Source organism: Corynebacterium tuberculostearicum SK141 (assembly GCF_000175635.1).
GTDB lineage: Bacteria > Actinomycetota > Actinomycetes > Mycobacteriales > Mycobacteriaceae > Corynebacterium > Corynebacterium tuberculostearicum_C.
This window is the reverse complement of sequence record NZ_ACVP01000012.1, coordinates 153,891-174,647: the sequence shown is the minus strand read 5'-3', so window position 1 is coordinate 174,647 and position 20,757 is coordinate 153,891. Positions and strand designations below refer to the sequence as shown.

The 20,757-nt window shown below is 58.9% G+C and carries 22 protein-coding genes; 3 read left to right on the top strand and 19 right to left on the bottom strand.

What is annotated here, in order from left to right:
- Window positions 1-104: 104 nt before the first annotated feature.
- Window positions 105-1,301: an HNH endonuclease signature motif containing protein gene (locus tag CORTU0001_RS04300; RefSeq protein WP_005327661.1), complete on the top strand. Its 1,197-nt coding sequence runs from the start codon at window positions 105-107 to the stop codon at window positions 1,299-1,301.
- On the opposite strand, the gene CORTU0001_RS04295 is transcribed toward CORTU0001_RS04300, so the two are convergent.
- The 6 genes from CORTU0001_RS04295 to CORTU0001_RS04270 are packed head-to-tail and all read right to left on the bottom strand — an operon-like array spanning window position 1,298 to window position 6,945.
- Window positions 1,298-2,413 carry a cysteine desulfurase family protein gene (locus CORTU0001_RS04295; RefSeq protein ID WP_005327659.1) on the bottom strand — a complete coding sequence of 372 codons (1,116 nt, stop codon included), beginning with the start codon at window positions 2,411-2,413 and terminating at the stop codon, window positions 1,298-1,300. The genes CORTU0001_RS04300 and CORTU0001_RS04295 overlap by 4 nt on opposite strands.
- On the bottom strand, window positions 2,413-3,354 hold the full coding sequence (locus CORTU0001_RS04290) for an electron transfer flavoprotein subunit alpha/FixB family protein (protein WP_005327658.1): 942 nt from the start codon (window positions 3,352-3,354) through the stop codon (window positions 2,413-2,415). Before CORTU0001_RS04290 ends, CORTU0001_RS04295 begins: the two co-directional genes overlap by 1 nt.
- 8 nt (window positions 3,355-3,362) lie before the next feature.
- Entirely contained in the window at window positions 3,363-4,145 is a 783-nt protein-coding gene (locus CORTU0001_RS04285) for an electron transfer flavoprotein subunit beta/FixA family protein (RefSeq protein WP_005327657.1), read from the bottom strand.
- Window positions 4,146-4,169: 24 nt separating this feature from the next.
- On the bottom strand, window positions 4,170-5,303 hold the full coding sequence (locus CORTU0001_RS04280) for a THUMP-like domain-containing protein (protein ID WP_005327656.1): 1,134 nt from the start codon (window positions 5,301-5,303) through the stop codon (window positions 4,170-4,172).
- On the bottom strand, window positions 5,300-6,127 hold the full coding sequence (locus CORTU0001_RS04275) for an NUDIX hydrolase (RefSeq protein WP_005327655.1): 828 nt from the start codon (window positions 6,125-6,127) through the stop codon (window positions 5,300-5,302). The genes CORTU0001_RS04280 and CORTU0001_RS04275 overlap by 4 nt, the downstream gene beginning before the upstream one ends.
- Window positions 6,124-6,945, bottom strand: coding sequence for an ABC transporter ATP-binding protein (locus tag CORTU0001_RS04270; RefSeq protein WP_005327654.1), 822 nt, complete (start codon window positions 6,943-6,945; stop codon window positions 6,124-6,126). The genes CORTU0001_RS04275 and CORTU0001_RS04270 overlap by 4 nt, the downstream gene beginning before the upstream one ends.
- 58 nt (window positions 6,946-7,003) lie before the next feature.
- Here CORTU0001_RS04270 and CORTU0001_RS04265 point away from each other — a divergent pair, with 58 nt between their 5' ends.
- Window positions 7,004-9,013, top strand: a complete 2,010-nt coding sequence (locus CORTU0001_RS04265) for a maltotransferase domain-containing protein (RefSeq protein ID WP_034668139.1) — start codon at window positions 7,004-7,006, stop codon at window positions 9,011-9,013.
- A 44-nt stretch (window positions 9,014-9,057) separates the two neighbouring features.
- Window positions 9,058-11,175 (top strand): 1,4-alpha-glucan branching protein GlgB, encoded by a 2,118-nt coding sequence (gene glgB / locus CORTU0001_RS04260; protein ID WP_005327652.1) that lies wholly within the window; start codon window positions 9,058-9,060, stop codon window positions 11,173-11,175.
- Between the two features lie 4 nt (window positions 11,176-11,179).
- On the opposite strand, the gene CORTU0001_RS04255 is transcribed toward glgB, so the two are convergent.
- From CORTU0001_RS04255 to CORTU0001_RS04200, 13 genes are all read right to left on the bottom strand, one after another.
- Window positions 11,180-11,572: an arsenate reductase/protein-tyrosine-phosphatase family protein gene (locus tag CORTU0001_RS04255; RefSeq protein ID WP_005327651.1), complete on the bottom strand. Its 393-nt coding sequence runs from the start codon at window positions 11,570-11,572 to the stop codon at window positions 11,180-11,182.
- Window positions 11,573-11,590: 18 nt separating this feature from the next.
- Complete coding sequence (locus tag CORTU0001_RS04250; RefSeq protein ID WP_005327650.1) at window positions 11,591-12,517, bottom strand: tetratricopeptide repeat protein; 927 nt, start codon at window positions 12,515-12,517, stop codon at window positions 11,591-11,593.
- Window positions 12,518-12,826: a thiamine-binding protein gene (locus CORTU0001_RS04245; RefSeq protein ID WP_005327649.1), complete on the bottom strand. Its 309-nt coding sequence runs from the start codon at window positions 12,824-12,826 to the stop codon at window positions 12,518-12,520.
- Between the two features lie 10 nt (window positions 12,827-12,836).
- Window positions 12,837-13,121: a hypothetical protein gene (locus CORTU0001_RS11920; RefSeq protein WP_084771618.1), complete on the bottom strand. Its 285-nt coding sequence runs from the start codon at window positions 13,119-13,121 to the stop codon at window positions 12,837-12,839.
- Window positions 13,121-13,813 carry an endonuclease NucS gene (gene nucS, locus CORTU0001_RS04240; protein WP_005327648.1) on the bottom strand — a complete coding sequence of 231 codons (693 nt, stop codon included), beginning with the start codon at window positions 13,811-13,813 and terminating at the stop codon, window positions 13,121-13,123. Before nucS ends, CORTU0001_RS11920 begins: the two co-directional genes overlap by 1 nt.
- Window positions 13,814-13,836: 23 nt before the next feature.
- On the bottom strand, window positions 13,837-14,313 hold the full coding sequence (locus CORTU0001_RS04235; protein ID WP_005323376.1) for a DUF2550 domain-containing protein: 477 nt from the start codon (window positions 14,311-14,313) through the stop codon (window positions 13,837-13,839).
- A 186-nt stretch (window positions 14,314-14,499) separates the two neighbouring features.
- Window positions 14,500-14,868: a F0F1 ATP synthase subunit epsilon gene (locus tag CORTU0001_RS04230; RefSeq protein WP_005323377.1), complete on the bottom strand. Its 369-nt coding sequence runs from the start codon at window positions 14,866-14,868 to the stop codon at window positions 14,500-14,502.
- A gap of 10 nt (window positions 14,869-14,878) precedes the next feature.
- A complete protein-coding gene (atpD, locus tag CORTU0001_RS04225) occupies window positions 14,879-16,324 on the bottom strand; it encodes a F0F1 ATP synthase subunit beta (protein ID WP_005323378.1) in 1,446 nt (481 codons plus the stop codon).
- Between the two features lie 3 nt (window positions 16,325-16,327).
- On the bottom strand, window positions 16,328-17,317 hold the full coding sequence (locus CORTU0001_RS04220) for a F0F1 ATP synthase subunit gamma (RefSeq protein WP_005327646.1): 990 nt from the start codon (window positions 17,315-17,317) through the stop codon (window positions 16,328-16,330).
- Window positions 17,318-17,367: 50 nt separating this feature from the next.
- Window positions 17,368-19,008 carry a F0F1 ATP synthase subunit alpha gene (atpA, locus tag CORTU0001_RS04215; RefSeq protein WP_005327645.1) on the bottom strand — a complete coding sequence of 547 codons (1,641 nt, stop codon included), beginning with the start codon at window positions 19,006-19,008 and terminating at the stop codon, window positions 17,368-17,370.
- 60 nt (window positions 19,009-19,068) lie between these two features.
- The gene (locus CORTU0001_RS04210; RefSeq protein WP_005327644.1) at window positions 19,069-19,884 is read right to left on the bottom strand and encodes a F0F1 ATP synthase subunit delta; all 816 of its coding nucleotides are present in this window, start codon (window positions 19,882-19,884) and stop codon (window positions 19,069-19,071) included.
- A 6-nt stretch (window positions 19,885-19,890) separates the two neighbouring features.
- Window positions 19,891-20,460, bottom strand: a complete 570-nt coding sequence (locus CORTU0001_RS04205) for a F0F1 ATP synthase subunit B (protein WP_005327643.1) — start codon at window positions 20,458-20,460, stop codon at window positions 19,891-19,893.
- A gap of 43 nt (window positions 20,461-20,503) precedes the next feature.
- Window positions 20,504-20,743: an ATP synthase F0 subunit C gene (locus CORTU0001_RS04200; RefSeq protein ID WP_005323383.1), complete on the bottom strand. Its 240-nt coding sequence runs from the start codon at window positions 20,741-20,743 to the stop codon at window positions 20,504-20,506.
- Between the last annotated feature and the right edge of the window lie 14 nt (window positions 20,744-20,757).

The window sequence follows — 20,757 nt, the reverse complement described above, 5'->3', positions numbered from 1 at the left end:
TTTCGCCCCTCTTGGAATGCATCCCTTTAGAACACATTTTTGTCCATACCCCTTGCAAAGGGGCAGGGTACGCCTTAAAATATTCACCATGAAGCTAAGCACACATGTTCTACACATCGGGGGATTTAATCTTGGACGCCTACTACATAGTCAATGATCCCAACGATCCACTTGCAGTTAAAGCCACAGAAATCAGAAAACAAGATTACCTATTCTGGAATGAGGTGAAGCCAGACCTAGAAGAAGATTTCGATATATCTTGCCACACACTTTCCACCCGCACGGGCTTAAGCGAGCGGCGCACGCGAGACATAACAATGGCCCTTTATCGACTCGCAGAGCTTCCACTCACAAAGGCGCTCCAGGAAACCTATTACTTCCTGGATTTCTCTCGTCTTATTACTATCGACGCCGTGCTTAGCAAGCTGGGCGACATCCCGACCGAGATTCTCGAGCGGATAGACCAAGAGCTTGCGCGTTACCTGACCCCCACGAAGCCCGGCCAGGTACTGCCTTCGAATACGAATGTGCGGCGAAAACTAAATGGCCTCATCGCTGTGGAGGACCCACACCCCAATGAAGATAAAGAGCCTAATGCAGGGAACGACTCCTATTTCACCTACCACAGTTTCGGCGGGAAGGCCGGGCTAGCTGTGGAATTCGATGAAGCTACCATGCTAGCCATCGATGAACACGTTAGTAAGGCAGCCGAAGAGCATAACCTCACGAAAGCTGAAGCCCTAGCCAAGTTGATTCTGGGCGAAATAGAGTCGCGGACGAAAGTGGTTCTTCACATGTACCGAGCCCACGACCAGGAGGCGGCTCCCGCATTCATCCGGGGATTCGGGTGGGTAAGCCCAGAGACCGCTGACAGTCTGTGCCCCACCCAGACGCGAGACATGGATCGTGCCAAAGTAAAGGAGAGCGAAAGCTACGTCACTCCCCCGCTCATTGGCGCCTACGTAGAAGGCCGCGATGGCGTGTGCCGCTGGCCAGGTTGTAATCGCCCCGCAGAGAACTGCCAAAAGGACCACCGGATTGACCATGCACAGGGAGGAAAAACGGCGGGGAGCAACTTGGCATCACTCTGCCAGCATCACCACAACATCAAAACCGACGGTGGTGCCTTCTACATAATGGACCCGCACACCGGAGACATTGTGTGGCTCTTTGAAGATGGCCGCTGGGAATACGATGAGCCCCAAGGACCGCTAGCGCCCAAGAACAAGAACTGGGCTCTAACGGTAGGCCAAGCTATCGCCGCCCGGCGGGCAGCAGCAAAGGAAAGGAATGATAGCTAGACGGAACGGGCTCGGGAAATGACCTCCGGAAGATGAGCCAAGACGTAGTCAACATCCTCTTCCGAAGTAAGCCTGCCGAGAGTAAAGCGCAGGGAACCGATTCCTTCCGCCTCACTTACACCCATTGCCTCGAGGACATGAGACATGCGGTTTACGCCTGCGCTGCAAGCGCTGCCGGTAGACGCCTCGATCTGCAATGAATCCAGCAGCATGATGAGGCTATCGCCGTCAGCGCCGGGGAAAGAGACGTGCAGGTGGGAAGGCAAGCACGGCTCAGCAGAGTTGACCACTACGTCATCAATGGTGTCGAGGATTACGTCACGCAGCTTATTGCGGAGAGCAGCAATTCGCTCACCCTGGGCGGTGATTTCGGAGACGGATTCCTCCAACGCCGCAGCTAGACCAGAAGCGCTCGCGACGTCCACGGTGCCAGGGCGAATACCTCGCTCTTGGCCGCCGCCGTAGGCGATCGGCTGGGGCGCAGGACTGCGCTTGGCCAAAAGCAGACCGATGCCGCGGGGGCCACCGAACTTGTGGGCGCTGGCGGCGAGGCTGGTGACCCCTAGCGAGGAAAAGTTGATGGGGATCTTGCCAACGGCCTGGACCGCGTCGACGTGCACGGGCGTGCCTGTCGCATTCGCACGTGTGGCAAGCTCTTCGATGGGCTGAATGGCGCCGGTTTCGTTGTTGGCCCACATGCAGGTAGCGACGTCGGCAAGCGTGTCTAGGGCAGACAGATCTGCGATGTGCCCAGAACGGTCGACGGGAAGGATATCGACGGCCGCTCCGGTTTTCTCCAGCTTAGAGACGGTATCGCGCACGGCCGGGTGCTCAATATCGGTAGAAATAATGCGGTTTGTTTGCCCAGCCGCGTAGAGCCCCTGGATGGCGATATTGTCCGCTTCGGTGCCAGAAGAAGTAAAGATGACTTCGATGGGCTCGCAACCGAGGAGGGAAGCGACCTTTTCACGGGCATCATCCAGCACGGACCGAGCCTTTCGGCCAGAACCATACTGCGCGCCGGAGTTGAGGGAGCCGGCCGCCGCCACCCACGCGTCAATCGCGCTCTGGCGCATCGGCTGGGTAGCGGCATAGTCGAAGTAGTACGGCATTACTGGCGCGCCTTCAGTTCCTCGGTCAGGGCCGGTGCGATTTCATGCAGGTCACCCACGACGCCGAGATCAGCGATCTGGAAGAACGGCTCATCTTGGTCTTGGTTGACTACCACAATGGTGCCGGAAGTCTGCATGCCAGAGGTGTGCTGGATAGCGCCAGAGATACCCAAGCCGATGTAGAGGTCGGGCGAGACGGTAACACCGGTCTGGCCGATCTGATAGGCAGCGTCATAAAAGCCTTCATCGACGGCGTCGCGGGTGGCGCCGACTGCAGCCCCGAGGGCGTCGGCAAGCGGCTCGACGACGGCGCCGAACTCATCGCCCACGCCACGCCCGCCGGCGACGACTGCCTTGGCCTCGGTAATTTCCGGTCGTGCGGACTTCTGTGCCGGAGTAAAGGAAGTTACCTTGACGTCTTTGCCCGTGGCGGCCGGCAACGGCATCGGCGCCGGCTGCGCCTCCACCTGCTGTGGCGCTGCCTCAACCGCACCCGGGCGAAGGGTGTAGATCGGGCATTGGCCAGCGGCGGTGGAGGTGGTCTCATAGGAACCACCGAAAATGCTCATCTGGGCGGAGCCATCAGCGGCGATGCCATTGACATTGACCAGCGCGCCAGAGGCGAGGCGAGCCGCAAGGCGGCCGGCAATCTCGTTATTGGCCGGAGTTGCGGCCAGCACGATGGGCGCTGGGTTCGCAGCGCCAAGCGCATGCAGGGCATCAACCTCCGGGGTAAGGAAACGCTGGTCATAATCCTCGGCCGTTGCCTGAACTACCTGTGCGGCACCGAGGGCGGCAAGGTCGGCATCGAACTTATCGGCCTGCTTGCCGACGACCACTGCAGACACCGTACCCAATTCCCGCGCGGCCGTAATCAGCTCGCCGGTAACGGGAAGGAGGTTGTCCGCGTCGTGCTCAACTAGTACGTAAACGTGAGACATATCTACTCCTAAATCAAGTTCTTAGCGGACAGGAAGTCAGCGATCTTCTTCGCTGCGTCCTGCGGGTTGGGCTCCGAAATAACTTCGCCGGCGGTGCGCGGCGGGCACTTCTCAGCGGCCACCACGGAGGTCGTCGGCGCGATGGCTTCGATGCCCAGGTCAGCCACGGTAAAGGTGGTGATTTCCGCCTTCTTAGCTGCCATAAGGCCCTTGAAGTTGGGGAATCGTGGCTTGTCGCTCTTATCGTTCACCGTAACGATCGCTGGCAGTGGCGCCTCAAGTTCCCAGGTGCCGCGCGCATCCTCGCGGGTGCCCTGCAGGGTGCCGTCTGCTAGCTCTACCTTGTGCAGGCCGGTAAGGGCCGGCAGCTGGCGGTATTCGGCGAGCAGGCCGGCAAGCAGGCCGGTGGAGGCGTCGGAAGCCTCGGCGCCAGCGGTGATCAGCTGGACGTCGTCAAGCTTGTTAAGCGCGGCATTGAGGGTCCACGCGGTCGAAAGCGCATCCGCTCCGGCCAAGGAATCATCGGAGACGAGCACGGCATCGTCGGCGCCCATGGCCAAAGCCTTGCGCAATGCCTCGTCGGCTTGGGCCGGCCCCATCGTCAGTGCTACGACTTTGTAGCCCGCATCGGGGTTATCGTCGCGCAGTCGCAGGGCTTGTTCCACGGAGTACTCATTAACCTCATCAATGACGTTATCCACGGAGGTGCGATCCAGGGTGTGGTCATCGTTCAAAGACTTGGTAGACCACGTATCCGGCACGTGTTTGACCAGAGCCACGATAGTTGGCATTGGGCACTCACCTTTCCGATATATTTATGTTGCGTAATTATCCTCGGACGATGATACTCGGGGTTGACACAGCAAGGCGATTCCCTGTGAGCCAATTCGCGTAATGATGACCGCAAATGGTTTCTTGCCCTTCAGCTTCATCTTCTTCCGCAGCTGGTCAGGGTCCACTTCTACCCCGCGTACAAGGATTTCTAAGCTTCCTGCGTCATAGGATTTAAGTACGGATTTTAATCTCTTTAGGGGTACTTTTTCTATGAATGGAAATCCCGAAGTCCCCTCCGGAATCCTCTCTCCTGTCAGGTATGCGATGCGCGGATCGATTTGATGCAGCCCTTCCCTGGCCGCGTAGTGCTGGACCAATCCCGCACGAACGATGGCCCCATCCGGGTCGATGAGGTAACTGCCAATGTCTCCAGCATCGGGTAGGTTGTCGGCGTGGTCGTCGAGGACATCCAGCTTGTTTCCTCGAATCATTACCGCTCTTCGGCCGCTGCCAAGGCCTGGGGTATAAAGGCAGGCTTCTTTTACCCCGCCATCGACGCTCGCGATGGTGACGAGGCCGTCCCACTCGCTAAAATCAAGGCCAGGAGCGCACTTGATGGCCAGTTCCTTGTCGCGATGCTTATCGACGACCTCCGGGAGCGGTGGCACCAAATCCTCCGGCCGCGTGATTCGCCTGCCACCGGCGCGGCGGGCCGGGTCTGCAAGGAGAACATCGGCGGTGGTAGTAGTCGTCAGCGCATCCGCGCGGAAAATCTTGGCGGAAGAGAGGTTATGCCGCGCCATTCTTACCCGTGATTCATCCAGGTCTGAGCCGATGTAGTCGAGCGGAGAATTATAGCCTTCGGTGCCGATGGAACAGGTGACGTCGTGGACGCTGCGCACGCCCTGCTCGGCGAGGAATTTCGTCCGATACGCCGCCACTTCGATGGGGGTTGCTTGCTGGGCGGAGTCTGCGTCCATAAGCCAATCGTGCGGGAGCTTGCCGGAACTGCGGGCGGTTACCAGCTCCATGACCGCGCGGCCATACTCACCGAACTTAGCTTTGAGGATTTCGGTGTCTTTGAGCCGAGAAGCCTTGGTTAAGGTGAGGTCGAGGTGTGCTATTTCCTCTTGATGCTCGGCAAGGAAGTCGACTTCTGCGGGGGTATAACTCATATTCGGTCTAAAGGGGTGGTGGAAAAGAATTCGCGGTAACGGGGATCTTCGCGCGGATCCCCAATGACGGGGCGCAGGTCCGAAAAGGACGCATCCTCTAGGACCTCTTGTACGGAGGAATACTTGCTCAGCCTTTGCATCTGTGCCCACGTGGGGATGACAAGGCGCACCAGCCCGGCGCGCCAGCCGTCCAGGATGAGCTGCGGGGAGAACCATCCGGCATCGTCTGCTTCATCGGTATCCCCATCGGGTTCTTGGCCGGAGGGCAACACCCCAACGAAGAAGAAGGTGTCGAACCAATGGCTTTTCCCCTTTCCTACCCAACGCGCCCAGGGAAGGAGCATATCGGCGTCGACGCGCATTCCGTTATTGCTGAGGAATTCGGTAAAGGAAATGGTGTGGTTTTCGAGGAGCTTTCGCTCCTTGTGATAGCGCCGCGCATTGGAGACAATGCCGTCCTCGCGGATAGCGAAAAGGGTGCCGGCCTCCTCGAAGAGCTCGCGGGCAGCGGCGAAAACAAGGGCGTGGGCTTTGTACTTGGTCACGCCCATCCGGCGCGCCATAGAGATGACAGACTTTCCGGCCCACAGCTCGCCCGAGTCCCAGGAACGCGGCGGAAAGTCGCGCGGATCTACACCGCCGCCCGGAAATACTGAATGCCCCGGGTAGTTGTGCATGGTGTGGACGCGCTCTTGTACCCACACTTCAAGACCATCAGCGCCGTCCCGCAGGAGCAGGACGGTTGCCGCCAGGCGCCCACCGTGGAAGCCGGTGGTATCGCTGGCGTCAATGGCATCGAGACGGTCATGAAAAGGATTGGTCATAGAGAAGCTCGGCGGGCGAAGTATCGCTGTCCAATGCGGTCCACCTGAATGGGCTGGTGGAAAGCGCGAGTCAGATTTTCGGAGGTGAGGACGGAATTAATCAGTCCTTTTGCCACAACTTTACCCTCATCCAATAGCATGGCGTGGGTGAAGCCATAGGGGATCTCCTCCACGTGGTGGGTGATCATGACTATCGCTGGGGCATCTGGGTCCATGGCTAGATTGCCAAGATATCCCACGAGGTCTTCGCGGCCTCCCAGGTCCATTCCCGCGGACGGCTCATCGAGGATGAGCAACTCCGGGTTAGACATGAGCGCGCGAGCGAGGACGACGCGCTTCTTTTCTCCCTCAGACAGGGTTCCCCAGGTGCGCTCTTTGAGGTGGGTGGCCCCAACTTGGGCCAAGATGTCATCCGCGCGGGAGAAATCCATGTCCTGGTATTCTTCCCGCCAGCGGCCCAGCACTGCGTAGCCAGCGGAGACAACTAGATCGTCCACTCGCTCAGTATCCGGGATGCGCGATTGCACCGCCGCGGAAGAGATGCCTATAAGCGCACGCAGATCGCGCATGTCGGTTTTGCCGATTTGCTCCCCCATCAAAAAGGCGGTGCCTTTCGAGGGGAACTCTTCGGCCGCGGCCATGCGCACCAGCGAGGTCTTGCCCGCGCCATTGGGGCCGATAATGACCCAGCGCTCATCGAGCTCTACTTGCCAGTCCACGGGTCCGACGAGGGTCTTGCCCCCGCGGCGCAGCTCGACGCCGCGAAAATCTACGAGCCAATCTTGATCAGTGGGAGTTACGTCGTTCACGCCTTCCATTGTGACTGATTTGTTCTTTGCCCGGTGAAATTGACACAGCTGCATTAGTCTTATGGACATGACTACTCGCCTTGGTATTGACGATGTCCGCCCGCTTATCTCTGCCGGTTCTGTAGCCTCCAAAGCCGTTGTAGGCGAGGTAATTCCTGTCACCGCCCTCGTCTGGCGCGAGGGCCACGATGCGGTCTCGGCAACCCTGTCTGCGTGGGCGGCACGGACCACGGCTACCTCCTCGGTCACCATGCAGGTTGATCCCGATGATCAGGATCGCGTACACGGCGTATTTACCCCGGGCACCCAAGGCACCTGGTACTTCCGCGTCGATGCCTGGTCCGATCCCATCGCCACGTGGAAGAACGCGGTAACCAAGAAGATGGCGGCTGGGCAATCCGCTGCTGAGCTGGCCAATGACCTGCAGCATGGCGCCGAGTTGTTTTCTCGCGCGGCTCTGCAAACCCCGTCGGATGTGGTGGAACCGCTCTTTGCGGCCGCTCGGGACTTGGAGGATGAGTCCTTGGACGTCGATAAGCGCGTGCAGGTAGCACTCTCGGAGGAAGTAGCAGGCATCCTGCACTCGCATCCCCTGCGCGACCTGCTGGTGGAGGGCGCAATCCACGAGGTATATGTGGAGCGCCGGGCCGCACTCTATAACTCGTGGTATGAGCTTTTTCCCCGCTCCACGGGAGGCTGGGATAAAGAGGGAAATCCAGTCCACGGCACTTTTGACACCACTGCCAAGGCACTGGAGCGGGTGGCCGATATGGGCTTCGATACGGTGTACTTTCCGCCCATCCATCCCATCGGCAAGGTACACCGCAAGGGAAAGAATAATTCGGTCGTGGCCGAGCCCGGCGATGTGGGAAGCCCCTGGGCCATCCAGGACCACTCCACCACCCATCCAGACCTGGGCACGATGGAGGATTTCAAGAGATTAGTCTCTCGCGCCCAGGAACTCGGCCTGGAGGTAGCGCTTGATTTCGCGCTTCAGGCATCGCCCGATCATCCATGGGCTAGCAGCCACCCAGAATTTTTCACCGTCCTTCCGGATGGCTCCATCGCCTACGCCGAGAACCCGCCGAAGAAGTATCAGGATATTTATCCGCTCAACTTCGATAACGCTCCTGATGCCATCTACCACGAGATCTATGAGACCTTGATGATTTGGGTGGAAGCCGGTGTGAGTACATTCCGCGTGGATAACCCGCACACCAAGCCGGCAAACTTTTGGAACTGGCTGATTACCCGCGTACATGCCACCCATCCGGATGTCATCTTCTTGGCGGAGGCCTTTACCCGCGCGCCTCGCCTCTTCGGTCTAGCGAAGGCGGGTTTCTCCCAGTCCTATACCTACTTCACCTGGCAGACCTCTAAACAAGAACTCACCCAGTTTGGCCGGATGCACGTCGACCAAGCAGATATCTGCCGCCCCAACCTCTTTGTTAATACTCCGGATATCCTGCACGAGTCCCTGCAGACCGGCGGGCGTGCCATGTTCGCCATTCGCGCTGTCCTAGCCGCCACCATGTCGCCTCTATGGGGCGTGTACTCCGGCTTTGAACTCTACGAGCACACCCCGGTAGCCCCAGGCTCCGAGGAATATCTCGACTCTGAGAAGTACGAACTGCGCCCGCGCGATTTTGCGGCGGCGGCTGCGTCAGGAGATTCCCTCGAGTCCTATATCCGGCTGCTCAACCAGATCCGCCGCGATAACCCGGCTTTGCAGCAATTGCGCACCCTGCGGTTCCATGACACCGACAATGAAGCCATAATTGCCTATTCGAAGGCGGATCCAGCCACCGGCAATGTGGTGCTCGTTGTGGTCAACCTGGATCCGCGCAATGCACAGGAAGCCACCGTCACGGTAGATATGCAGGCTATCGGCCGCCACCCCGGCGAGTCCTATACCGTCCAGGACACGATTACCGGCTCTGCCTATCACTGGTCCGAGCGCAACTTTGTGCGCTTAGAGCCGCTTCGCGACGTCGCCCATGTCTTCGTCCTTCCCCCTGCCGACCACGCCCTCCAGGAACAGCTCACCTGGCGCGAGGTCACCGACTACCGCCCGTAAAGACTCGCCCACCGGACCGCACTCGAACTAGGTACTCTGATTGTATGACTATCCCGGCCGCTGACCTCACCCGCCTCAATGACTGCCGCCACCATGACCCACACGGCTTCTACGGCTGGCATGAAGGTACCGTCCGCACCCGCCAGCCTGGTGCAACCGCGGTACAGCTTCACACTCCCGCACAATCCGTGTCCATGAATATGGTGGGCGATGATATCTGGGAGGCGGAAATTGGCGATAACTGCGATTACCGCTTAGAAATCTCCTACCCCGAGGCCCCTACGCGCACCGTGGCAGACGGCTATCACTTCCTTCCCACGGTGGGCTCGCTGGATCTGCACCTGATTGGGGAAGGCCGCCACGAGCGCCTCTGGGATGTCCTCGGCGCCAACCTGCGTTCTTATGACACCGAAATGGGTACCGTTTCCGGCGTCTCCTTTGCCGTGTGGGCCCCTAATGCCCAAGGCGTTGCCGTAGTAGGCAATTTCTGTGGCTGGAACCCAACCCAGTACCCAATGCGATCGCTCGGTTCTACCGGCGTATGGGAGGTCTTTGTTCCGGGCATCGGTACTGGCGAGCACTATAAGTTCGCCATCTTTAGCCAGGAAGGCCGCAAAGACAAGGCCGATCCCCTAGCCAAGCGCACCGCCTGCCCGCCGGAAACGGACTCGATCGTGGATTCCACCAGCTTCGCTTGGTCCGATTCCTCCTGGATGGACAAACGTACCGGAAACCTCGATGTGCCCATGAGCGTCTATGAGGTCCACGTTGGTTCGTGGAAGGTCGGCGCCAACTACAACCGCTTGCGCGAAGATCTTATCCCATACCTTAAGGAGCACGGTTTCACCCACGTCGAGCTCTTGCCCGTGGCCGAGCACCCCTTCGGCGGGTCTTGGGGCTACCAAGTCTCTGGCTACTACTCGCCGTCTGCGCGTTGGGGCTCGCCGGATGAATTCCGGGAGCTGGTCAATGCCCTGCACGAGAATGGCATCGGCGTCATCGTGGACTGGGTGCCAGCCCACTTCCCCAAGGATGATTGGGCCCTTGGTCGCTTTGACGGCCAGGCTCTCTACGAGCACCCCGATCCCCGCCGCGGCGAGCAGGCTGACTGGGGCACCTATGTCTTTGACTTCGGCCGCAATGAGGTCCGCAATTTCCTCGTGGCCAACGCCCTGTATTGGGCCGAAGAATTCCACATCGACGGCCTGCGCGTAGACGCCGTGGCTTCCATGCTCTACCTGGACTATTCCCGCGATGAGTGGCTGCCCAACCAATATGGCGGCCGCGAGAACCTAGAGGCCGTGCAATTCCTGCAGGAAACCAACGCCACCCTCAACCGCACGCATCCAGGCGTACTCACCATCGCTGAGGAATCCACCTCCTGGCCGGGCGTTACCGCTCCTACTTCCGAAAACGGGTTGGGCTTTTCCCTGAAATGGAATATGGGCTGGATGAATGACACCTTGGAGTACTTCAAGCACGAGCCCATTCACCGTTCCTATCACCACGGCGAGCTCACCTTCTCCATGGTCTATGCCTATTCTGAGCGCTACGTGTTGCCGTTTAGCCACGACGAAGTTGTGCACGGTAAAGGCTCGCTGTGGGAGCGCATGCCTGGCGACGACTGGAATAAGGCCGCCGGCCTCCGCGCCCTCTATGGCTACATGTTCTCCCACCCCGGCAAAAATCTGCTCTTCATGGGCCAGGAATTTGGCCAAACCACCGAGTGGTCCGAGGAACATTCCGTGGACTGGGGCAACCTCGATGGTTGGGGCAATGAATGGCACCAAGGCATTAAGCGCCTAGTGCGCGATATCAACCTCATCTACCGTGACACCCCAGCTTTGTGGAGCCAGGATTTCAACCAAGACGGCTTCCAATGGGTCAAGGCCGATGACTCGACGAATAACGTGCTTGGTTACGTCCGCTACGGCGCGGACGGGTCTGCCTTGCTCGCCGTATGCAACCTTTCGGGTTCTTCCATCCCCAACTATGGCCTCTGGGTTCCACAGGACGGCGAATGGAACATGGTACTCAACACCGATGACGCCGTCTACGAAGGCGCTGGGAACCCACTTCCCCAGCGCATCCGCGTGGAGAACAACTCCACGACGCTGCATCTGCCGGCCAATTCCGTGCAGTGGTACGTGCTGGAAGGATAGAGAGTTATCGCTGGGCGCGCACGAACTCAGCTACGCGAGCATCTATGTCATCGCGCAACGCGTCCATACGCTCTTCCCCTTCAAGTCCGCGGAGCGAGGGGTCCTCAATATCCCACCGCTGCGCTGGCCCCTCATATTTCGCATCACCTACTAAGATGACGTGGTCGACAGCGGCAGCCAGGTGGGGATCCACTAGAGCAGGGATACCAGTCATTTCTGCTCCCACCTTCGCGAGGGAAGCTTTGGCTTCTTGATTGATGCCCTGCTGGGTATGCTCCGGGGTAGTTTGCACCCCAGCCGAGTAAATATCCCATCCAGGCGCATGCTTGGCGGCTAGCGCCGCAGCCATCTGCGACTTGCCGCGATTTGTATTGCACAGGAAAAGCACTGAAGTCATGCTTTTATGCTACCCGAGCTAGTACAAGGCACTTGCCAGCTTGGTGCGAGCTTCCATCACACGCGGGTCATTCCCCTCAAAGAGTCCGAAGAGCTCCAGCAAGCGCTCGCGCAGGCGTGACTTCTCATCACCAGCCGTTGTCTTCATAGTCTCGATGAGGCGATCAAAGGCCTTTTCTGGGGCTCCGGCTACCACCTCGGCGTCGGCAGCTCGCATTTGCTTATCGACGTCCCCTTTATCCCCTTCCGCGGCCGCAATCGGGTCCTCGGTCTGGTTGGCAGGATCGAGGCGCTGGAGCAATACGGTGGTGTCGCGCGCCTGTTTGATCTGCACATTATCGGGCTCGGATTCCAAGATGGAGTTGTAGACGTTGAGAGCGCCATCAAAGTCGCCGGCGTTCAAGAAGCTTTCTGCTTCCTGGAGACGCGGATCCACTTCTTCCTCTTGTGGCTGTTCCGATGCCTCATTGCCTTGCAGGCCCTTCAGCTGTGGTCCAACATTTTGCACCAGGGTATCGACCCATTGCTTTAGGGCGTCTTTGGGTTGCGCACCCTCAAAGTTCGTTAGTGGCTGCCCAGCGCCCAAGGCCACGACTGTCGGCAGATTCTTAACACCAAAGGCCTGCGCAACCTGCGGAGTAGCATCCGCATCCACGTAAGCAACCAAGAAGCTCAAGTTTCCTTGCGCGGCCAAATCCGCAAGGTCCGTCTTCAACTGCTCCGACTGGGTAGAGCGAGCAGTACCGATGAGGACCACGACCGGAACTTCCGTAGACCGGCGAACCACATCTTGATCGAAGTTTGCCTCGGTCACTGTGAAGAAGGGCTGGACGCCGCCGGCACTTGTCTGCGGCGATTCCTGCGCCTTCTGGCGGGCCTCGGCTCGCGCCTTGACCTGGCTGAGGTCGAGCGCTCCTCCTACATAAGCATTATTTGGTGAAGTCATCTAGTCCTCCTTTGCAAGGCGGCGGTTAACCGCATCTACTTTGTCCGTTAGCTGATTAGTTACGCCTTCGCGAATATCGGCCTTGACCACCAAAGAAGTGCGTGGGGAAACCGCACGCACTGCATCGGTGGCTTTTTTAATCGTGCCAAAGACCTCGTCCCATTCGCCCTCTAGCAAGGTGAACATGGCATTAGTCTCGTTGGGCAGGCCGGATTCGCGGACTACGCGCACAGCCTCGGACACGGCATCAGCCATTTCTTGGGAGTCATTATTGACCACCGCTGGGGCTACAGAAAATGCAACAATCATGCCCGCTAGTCTACCTACGCTCCCAGCAGTGGCGGTGCCAATGCCGGCGATCGTCGCCCTGGCGGCCCACGTCTCGCGGCCAGGCGACGATGTGTGCCACCCCGGGCGGAATGTTTTGGTTACAGCCAGGGCACACGTAGTACTTCTGAGCGCGAGCAGAACCAATATGCCGCATGACGTAGGGTTCGCCGTGCGTCCAGCTTGGTCCCTCGACCGTTTGCGAGCCCAGAAAGGTTGAGCCGTCCTTAGGCAGGGATCGGATCTCTATGGGTTTGCGTCTATTTCGCCGTGGCATTAGAACAGTCGCAGTTCATTCGACTCGAGCCCGCGCAACTCCTGGTAATCCAATACGACGCACCGAATGCCGCGGTCCTCAGCCAAGGTACGAGCTTGCGGCTTGATTTCCTGGGCCGCAAATACACCGGACACAGGGGCGAGAAGTTCATCGCGATTAAGCAGCTCTAGATACCGTGTCAGCTGTTCTACGCCATCAATGCCACCGCGGCGCTTTACCTCGATGGCGACGTTATTATTGTTCTCATCCTTCGCCATGATGTCCACAGGACCGATGGCTGTAGGATATTCGCGGCGCACCAAGGTGTAGCGCGCGCCCAAGGTATCAATCTGGTCCGCCAACAGCTCTTGTAAGTGAGCTTCGACGCCATCCTTGACTAGGCCTGGATCCTCGCCCATGTCATAGGAGATTTCTTCATGAATCTCAGCAATGGTGATACGTAACTGCTCGCCCTTGGGGTTTTCCACCAGCCACAAAATTTCGCCGGTGTCTTCCCCGTCGAGGTCCTCAATCGCTGACTCCTTCAGGGTGCACGGGGGTGTCATCCAGTTGAGCGGCTTATAAGCGCGGTCGTCGGCATGCACGGACACGGAACCGTCCGCTTTGACGATGAGCAGGCGGTCTGCCATCGGCAGGTGGGCATCCAAGCGGCCCACGTAATCTACTGAGCATCGGGCGATTACTAAACGCATGTTCTCTACCCTAGCGGGTGGAGTTATCGCTTGGATTGACGGGTAGCGCGCTCGCGCAATTCCCGGAAGTCAAAGCGCTGCTGGCGCTTTGATGGAGCGGCCTCTACCCACGCCCCAAAGGCCATGATGCCGTGTGCGTCGGACGCCAGCTCATATTCTTTTCCCTTGGCCCGAAAGCGAACGACCTCGGTGGCAGCGGACATAAAAGAAGCCTCGTCATCATCAAGCGGGCGGGTGCTCACTACTTCGATGTCGAGGCGGTTGATGCGCAGATCGCAGCGCGGAGAGACAGAACGGAGCTTGAAATACTCCACAAATTCGCCTTCATAACGCAACGAACCATGGCGCCAGGAAAGGGAATTCTTAGCCGGAACTCGGCGCAGAAGGACTGAAGTACCGCGCGATCGCACGGTGAAAAAGCGAAGCGCAGCCAGAAAAATAACTAGCAGCAGGGCCACTGCAAGGGCCCACAGAAGCACTGCAACCACCGTTGAATTCATGGGCCTTTTCACGCCATCCTCGCTCTGTGGAGAAACTGATTCTTTGGATTGTAGCGCCTTGAAGGGCCTACACGCCAATAAGAAAAGGCAAAGAAAAAACGAAGAAGGCGCACCGGCTATAAACCGACGCGCCTTAAGAGAGCAGGAAGGGCGGCTATTGCTGCCCTCTCCTACCAATCCAAGGTATTAAGCCTTGGCGCGGCGAACTGCACGCTGTGCGGCCTCGCCACGGGACTTGGTGAGCTCGTGCTCAGAAGCGAAATCCTTCTGAGCCTTCTCCTCATCCACCTCATTGGACCAGATGGCCCAATCAGCGAGGACGGTAATCTTGTCCTGGGTAACGGAGAGGAAACCACCCTGCACGGCGGCGACGCGGCGCTCGCCGTCCACTGGGTGGATGGTCACCACGCCATTATCGATCAGCTGACCGATCATTGGCTCGTGACCGGGAAGCACGCCGATCTCACCCTCGGTGGTCTCAGCCGTGACCATGGAGGCCTGTCCAGACCACAGCAGGCGCTCGACGGAAACCAATTCGGCGGTGATGTCAGCCATGTGCCTCTCCCTACTTCTCGTTCAACTTCTCGTATGCAGCCTTGACGTCGTCCAAGCCACCCAAGCCGTTGAAAGCCTGCTCTGGGTAGTGGTCAAACTCGCCATCGCAGATGCGCTCGAAGGCATCGATGGTCTCAGACAGCGGCACGTAAGAGCCCGGCAGGCCGGTGAACTTCTGTGCGACGAAGAAGTTCTGGCCCAAGAAGCGCTCGATACGGCGGGCACGCTGAACGGTGACCTTATCCTCCTCGGACAGCTCGTCCATACCAAGGATGGCGATGATGTCCTGGAGTTCCTTGTTCTTCTGCAGAATACCGATGACGCGCTGTGCAACCTCGTAGTGCTTCTCGCCAACGATACCCGGCTCGAGGATACGAGAGGTAGAGGTCAGCGGGTTCACTGCTGGGTAAATACCCTTGGAAGCAATAGCACGGTCCAGCTCGGTGGTGGCGTCCAGGTGAGCGAACGTCGTTGCCGGAGCCGGGTCGGTGTAGTCATCGGCAGGAACGTAAACGGCCTGCAGGGACGTAATGGAACGGCCCTTGGTCGAGGTAATGCGCTCCTGCAGGACACCCATCTCATCAGCCAGGGTTGGCTGGTAACCCACAGCGGAAGGCATACGACCCAGCAGGGTCGAAACCTCAGAGCCGGCCTGGGTGAAACGGAAGATGTTGTCGATGAACAGCAGCACGTCCTGGTTCTGCACATCGCGGAAATACTCCGCCATGGTCAGGCCGGACAGAGCCACGCGCATACGGACTCCTGGCGGCTCATCCATCTGGCCGAAGACAAGTGCGGTATCTTGCAGCACGCCCATCTCTTCCATCTCCAGGAAGAGGTCGGTGCCCTCACGGGTACGCTCGCCGACGCCGGCGAAGACGGAGGTACCGGAGAACTCACGGGCGATACGGGTAATCATCTCCTGAATGAGAACGGTCTTACCCACACCTGCGCCGCCGAAGAGGCCAATCTTGCCGCCCTTAACGTACGGGGTCAGCAAGTCAATGACCTTAATGCCGGTCTCCAGAATCTCGGTCTTACCCTCGAGCTGGTCAAACGCTGGCGGCTCGCGGTGGATGCCCCACTGCTCACCATCGCGGCCGAGACCCGGCTCGTCGAGGCAGTCACCGAGGGCGTTGAAGACGTGGCCCTTGACGACGTCGCCGACCGGCACGGAAATTGGCTTTCCGGAGTCGATGACCTCGGCACCGCGGACGAGGCCGTCGGTCGGTGCCATGGACACGGTACGGACAAGGTTGTCACCGAGGTGCTGAGCGACCTCGAGGGTGACGGTCTTTGCAACAGCTTCGAGCTTAATGTCGACGTGCAGTGCGTTGTACAGGGCCGGCAGTGCCTCACGTGGGAATTCCACGTCCACAACCGGACCGATGACGCGCACGACACGACCGGCGACTGCCGAAGACTGTGCATTCTGCTCTTGCAGAGCTGTAGTCATAATCTAGTCACTTTCTGCGCTGTCAGATAGCGCGCCAGCGCCACCGACGATCTCTGAAATTTCCTGGGTAATCTGTGCCTGACGGGCCTGGTTAGCCACGCGAGAGAGGTCCTCGACCATCTCGGTTGCGTTGTCAGTAGCAGACTTCATAGCTGTACGGCGTGCAGCGGACTCGGAAGCGGAAGCTTCCAAGAACATAGCAAACAGGATACGCGAGACGTACTGCGGAAGCAGCGCTTCCATCAGCGTATCTGCGTCTGGCTCAAACTCGAATCCTGCGGCGACATCATCCGCAGACTCGGAGTCAGTCAGAGCGGATTCACCGAGGTGATACTCCTCATCCTGAATAACCGGCTGAACTGGCAACAGCTGCTGAGCACGCGCGGTCTGGGTCAGCATGGACTCAAACTCGGTGTAAACAACGTGTAGCTGGTCAAAGCCACGTACACCGGCGCCTTCACCCTGCGCATGCAGGCCGTCGCGGCCCTTGGTAGTGCCATGGGAACCAGCAATAAAGCCATCAATCAGGTGACGGCGCACATCGTGGGTGGTCTCCCAAGTTGGATCCTGAGAGAAACCGCCCCAGCTGCCAACTACCTCGTCCTCGCGGAACTTGTAGTGGCCGATGCCCTTATTACCGGTAACGTAGCGAACTACCTCGTAGCCCTTGCTTTCCAGGAGAGCTTGCAGCTGTGCCGCCTTCTTGAAGACGTTGTTGTTGTAGCCACCGCACATACCGCGGTCAGAAGTGACCACGAGGATGGCGGCGACGTTTCCGTCTTCACGCTCACGCAGCATGTCATGCTCCAACGTAGAAGCCGCAGCCAGCTTGTTCATCATGCTGGTCATCTCAGCCGCGTACGGCTGTGAGGCCTCTACCCTAGCCTGCGCCTTGGTAATGCGCGAGGTAGCAATGAGCTCCTGGGCCTTGGTGATCTTCTTAGTCGAATTGACGGACCGGATGCGGTCACGTAGTTCGCGAAGATTAGCCATCGTGTCTCCTCCCTTCTTTAATCTAGACGGTTAGTTTTGAGTTCTGAACTCTACTTAGCCGTCTTGCGGGAGACGTTGAGCTCGGTGTTCTTTACGTCGCTTTCATCCAACGGCTCTTCCGGCGCCTCGGAGCCTAGGTTGTGGCCCTCGGAGGTGCGGAAGGTCGGCTGGAAGTCCTTAGCTGCCGCAACCAATGCGTCCTTGGACTCATCGGTCAGCGGCTTGCCGCCGGAAATCTGCTCAAAGACCTCTGGGGTATTGGCATTGAGGTACTCGTGCACCTCGTCCTCGAAGCGGCGGACGTCTTCAACGGGAACGACGTCGAAGATGCCAGCCTCGGCGAGGTAAATGGACACCATCTGGTACTCCACCGGCTGCGGGGAGGACTCCGACTGCTTCAGCAGCTCGACCAGACGGGAACCGCGCTCCAACTGAGCCTTGGAGGCAGCATCCAGGTCAGATGCGAATGCCGCGAAGGCCTGCAGGTCACGGTAGGAAGCCAGGTCCAGACGCAGGTTACCGGCGACCTTCTTCATGCCCTTGGTCTGTGCAGCGCCACCGACACGGGAGACGGAAACACCGACGTTAATAGCCGGGCGAACGCCCTGGTTGAACAGGTCGGACTCCAAGAAGACCTGGCCGTCAGTAATGGAGATGACGTTGGTCGGAATGAAGGCGCCGACGTCGTTTGCCTTGGTCTCAATGATCGGCAGGGCGGTCATGGAACCAGCACCCATGTCGTCGGAAAGCTTTGCAGCACGCTCCAGCAGGCGGGAGTGCAGGTAGAACACATCGCCTGGGTATGCCTCGCGTCCCGGCGGACGGCGCAGCAGCAAGGAAATGGCACGGTAGGCCTCAGCCTGCTTGGTCAGATCATCGTAGATAACCAGGACGTGGTTGCCCTGGTACATCCAGTGCTGACCCAGCGCTGCACCGGAGAACGGTGCCAGCCACTTGAAGCCGGCGGAATCGGAAGCCGGTGCGGCCACGATGGTGGTGTAATCCAGTGCGCCGTGCTCCTCAAGGGTGCGGCGCACGCCAGCGATGGTCGAGCCCTTCTGGCCGATGGCGACGTAGATGCAGCGTACCTGCTTGTCCTTGTCGCCGGACTCCCAGTTAGCCTTCTGGTTCAAAATGGTATCGATGCAGACCGCGGTCTTACCGGTCTTACGGTCACCGATGACCAGCTGGCGCTGGCCGCGGCCGATCGGGGTCATTGCGTCGATAGCCTTGATGCCGGTCTGCATTGGCTCTTCAACCGGCTGGCGCTGCAGCACGGATGGTGCCTGCAACTCGAGGACGCGCTCCTCTTCAGCGTTGATTGGGCCCATGCCGTCGATCGGCTGACCCAATGGGTTAATTACGCGGCCGAGGAATTCCTCGCCCACTGGGATGGAGAGAACCTCGCCGGTCCTCTTAACCTCGTCGCCCTCCTTGAGGGACTCGAAGTTGCCCAGGACCACGACACCGATGGAGTTAGTGTCAAGGTTCTGTGCGACGCCAATCACGCCGCCTGGGAACTCGAGCAGCTCATTCGCCATAACGGACGGCAGGCCAGAAACCTGCGCAATACCGTCAGCTGCCGAAATGACCACGCCGACCTCCTCACGGGAGGCCTCCGCGGAGTAGCTCGAGGTGTAGTTCGCAATCGCACTACGGATCTCGTCGGAGGAGATCGTCAGCTCCGCCATGTTCTTCCTGCTCTCGGTAGTATCTTCCAGCACTTACTTAAATCGTTTCTGTCGTTTCGGCTACGCCATCTGGGCACGCAGGCGGGCAATCTTGCCTGCCGTGGAGCCATCAATGACTTCATCGCCGACGCGGATGCGCATGCCACCGAGGAGGCTGGTGTCAACCTCAGAGTGAATGGACATCGCACGACCATAAATTTTGCCCAGCTTCTCAGCGAGTACTGCTTGCTGGCCTTCGTTTAGTTCACCCGCTGCGGTAACGCGCGCAATGGTGCGGTCCTGCAGGTCAGCTGCAGAATCAGCCAGAGCGGCTACGTCATCGATCGGGTTCTGCTCTGGGCGGGAGATGGCCTGAAGCACGAGGGCCTCAGTAAACATCGTGACCTTGCCGTAGAGCACGTTTGCCAGCAATCCGCGCTTGCGGGCGGAATCAGCAGTTCGGTCGGAAAGCAGCTGGGTGAGCTCGCCCTCACGGTCAAGGATCTGGGACAGGCGGAAGAGCTCGTCTTCTACCTGGCCCAGCTGACCCTGCGCCTCAGCACCGCGCAGCAGTGCGCGGCGGCCCAGGGACACCAAGCCCTTGACAAAGTCCTTCGGGGTGGACCACTGTGCGGCCGCAGCTTCCTGGATGATGCGCAATGCGCCATCGGAAATCTTGGGGCCAAACAGGGTCTCAGCCAGGGACTTGCGTGCCTCGCTCGGGGCGGCGATATCGGTGAATGCGACGCGCAATTCGCGGTCTGCATCCAAGACATCGACAACCTCGAAGATATCCAGGCCCGCCTGCGCGGCGGTGGCGACATTGTTGTCGCCTCCCAGGATCTCATCCAAGCGGGTTTGCGAGGTTGCGAGTGCTTCGCGGCTAGCTGCCTTCATAGTTGCCTACTTTCCGGCCGGTGCCACAGAGTCGAGCTCGGACAAGAAGCCATCAATGGTGGAGGACTTCTTAGAGGCGTCGGAAAGCTCGCCGCCCAGAATCTTCTCCGCCAGGTTGATGGAGTTCTGGCCCATTTCGGAACGCAGCTCAGTAACAACCTGCGAGCGGGAAGCCTCCAGCTGCTTTTCGCCATTGGCGACGATGCGGCGGGACTCTTCTTCCGCGTTGGTCTTAGCCTCGGCCTCAATCTGCTTACCGCGCTCACGCGCCTGCTCGCGGATCTCGGCTGCCTCTGCACGGGCATCGGCCAGCTGAGCATTGTACTTTTCCAGAGCAGCCTTAGCCTCGGCCTGCTGAGCCTTAGCGCGGTTCAAGCCGCCCTCGATCCGGTCTTCACGCTCCTGCAGCATCTTGGTGTACTTCGGAAGCACAAGCTTCCAGAACAACAAGAGAATTACAATGAAGCACAGCAAAGACCAGAAAATGTCATAATTCTTGGGCAGAAGCACGGAGAAGCTACCCGATCCCGGGTTCTCCCCTCCTTCTGCAGCAAGCATATAAACGACGTTATTCATAGGTCTCCCGTCTTAAAAGTTTCGGTTTGGAAAACTCGATCTTTTAGAACAGGAAGCCGGCAACGAGGCCAATAAGTGCCAGGGCCTCAGTGAAGGCGATACCCAGGAACATGGTGGTACGAAGCTGACCGGCCATCTCCGGCTGGCGAGCCATAGCCTCAACGGTCTTGCCGGCGACGATGCCGATACCGATACCAGGACCAATAGCTGCTAGGCCGTAGCCAATAGTACCGAAGCCTTCAAACTTAGAAGCGGCGTCCGCTGCCAGAATGATCTCGTTCATGGTGAAAGTCGTTC

Coding starts and splice junctions, on each gene's coding strand:
- CORTU0001_RS04300 (WP_005327661.1), top strand. CDS start 105: ATGTTCTACACATCGGGGGATTTAATCTTGGACGCCTACTACATAGTC.
- CORTU0001_RS04295 (WP_005327659.1), bottom strand. CDS start 2,413: ATGCCGTACTACTTCGACTATGCCGCTACCCAGCCGATGCGCCAGAGC.
- CORTU0001_RS04290 (WP_005327658.1), bottom strand. CDS start 3,354: ATGTCTCACGTTTACGTACTAGTTGAGCACGACGCGGACAACCTCCTT.
- CORTU0001_RS04285 (WP_005327657.1), bottom strand. CDS start 4,145: ATGCCAACTATCGTGGCTCTGGTCAAACACGTGCCGGATACGTGGTCT.
- CORTU0001_RS04280 (WP_005327656.1), bottom strand. CDS start 5,303: ATGAGTTATACCCCCGCAGAAGTCGACTTCCTTGCCGAGCATCAAGAG.
- CORTU0001_RS04275 (WP_005327655.1), bottom strand. CDS start 6,127: ATGACCAATCCTTTTCATGACCGTCTCGATGCCATTGACGCCAGCGAT.
- CORTU0001_RS04270 (WP_005327654.1), bottom strand. CDS start 6,945: ATGGAAGGCGTGAACGACGTAACTCCCACTGATCAAGATTGGCTCGTA.
- CORTU0001_RS04265 (WP_034668139.1), top strand. CDS start 7,004: ATGACTACTCGCCTTGGTATTGACGATGTCCGCCCGCTTATCTCTGCC.
- glgB (WP_005327652.1), top strand. CDS start 9,058: ATGACTATCCCGGCCGCTGACCTCACCCGCCTCAATGACTGCCGCCAC.
- CORTU0001_RS04255 (WP_005327651.1), bottom strand. CDS start 11,572: ATGACTTCAGTGCTTTTCCTGTGCAATACAAATCGCGGCAAGTCGCAG.
- CORTU0001_RS04250 (WP_005327650.1), bottom strand. CDS start 12,517: ATGACTTCACCAAATAATGCTTATGTAGGAGGAGCGCTCGACCTCAGC.
- CORTU0001_RS04245 (WP_005327649.1), bottom strand. CDS start 12,826: ATGATTGTTGCATTTTCTGTAGCCCCAGCGGTGGTCAATAATGACTCC.
- CORTU0001_RS11920 (WP_084771618.1), bottom strand. CDS start 13,121: ATGCCACGGCGAAATAGACGCAAACCCATAGAGATCCGATCCCTGCCT.
- nucS (WP_005327648.1), bottom strand. CDS start 13,813: ATGCGTTTAGTAATCGCCCGATGCTCAGTAGATTACGTGGGCCGCTTG.
- CORTU0001_RS04235 (WP_005323376.1), bottom strand. CDS start 14,313: ATGAATTCAACGGTGGTTGCAGTGCTTCTGTGGGCCCTTGCAGTGGCC.
- CORTU0001_RS04230 (WP_005323377.1), bottom strand. CDS start 14,868: ATGGCTGACATCACCGCCGAATTGGTTTCCGTCGAGCGCCTGCTGTGG.
- atpD (WP_005323378.1), bottom strand. CDS start 16,324: ATGACTACAGCTCTGCAAGAGCAGAATGCACAGTCTTCGGCAGTCGCC.
- CORTU0001_RS04220 (WP_005327646.1), bottom strand. CDS start 17,317: ATGGCTAATCTTCGCGAACTACGTGACCGCATCCGGTCCGTCAATTCG.
- atpA (WP_005327645.1), bottom strand. CDS start 19,008: ATGGCGGAGCTGACGATCTCCTCCGACGAGATCCGTAGTGCGATTGCG.
- CORTU0001_RS04210 (WP_005327644.1), bottom strand. CDS start 19,884: ATGAAGGCAGCTAGCCGCGAAGCACTCGCAACCTCGCAAACCCGCTTG.
- CORTU0001_RS04205 (WP_005327643.1), bottom strand. CDS start 20,460: ATGAATAACGTCGTTTATATGCTTGCTGCAGAAGGAGGGGAGAACCCG.
- CORTU0001_RS04200 (WP_005323383.1), bottom strand. CDS start 20,743: ATGAACGAGATCATTCTGGCAGCGGACGCCGCTTCTAAGTTTGAAGGC.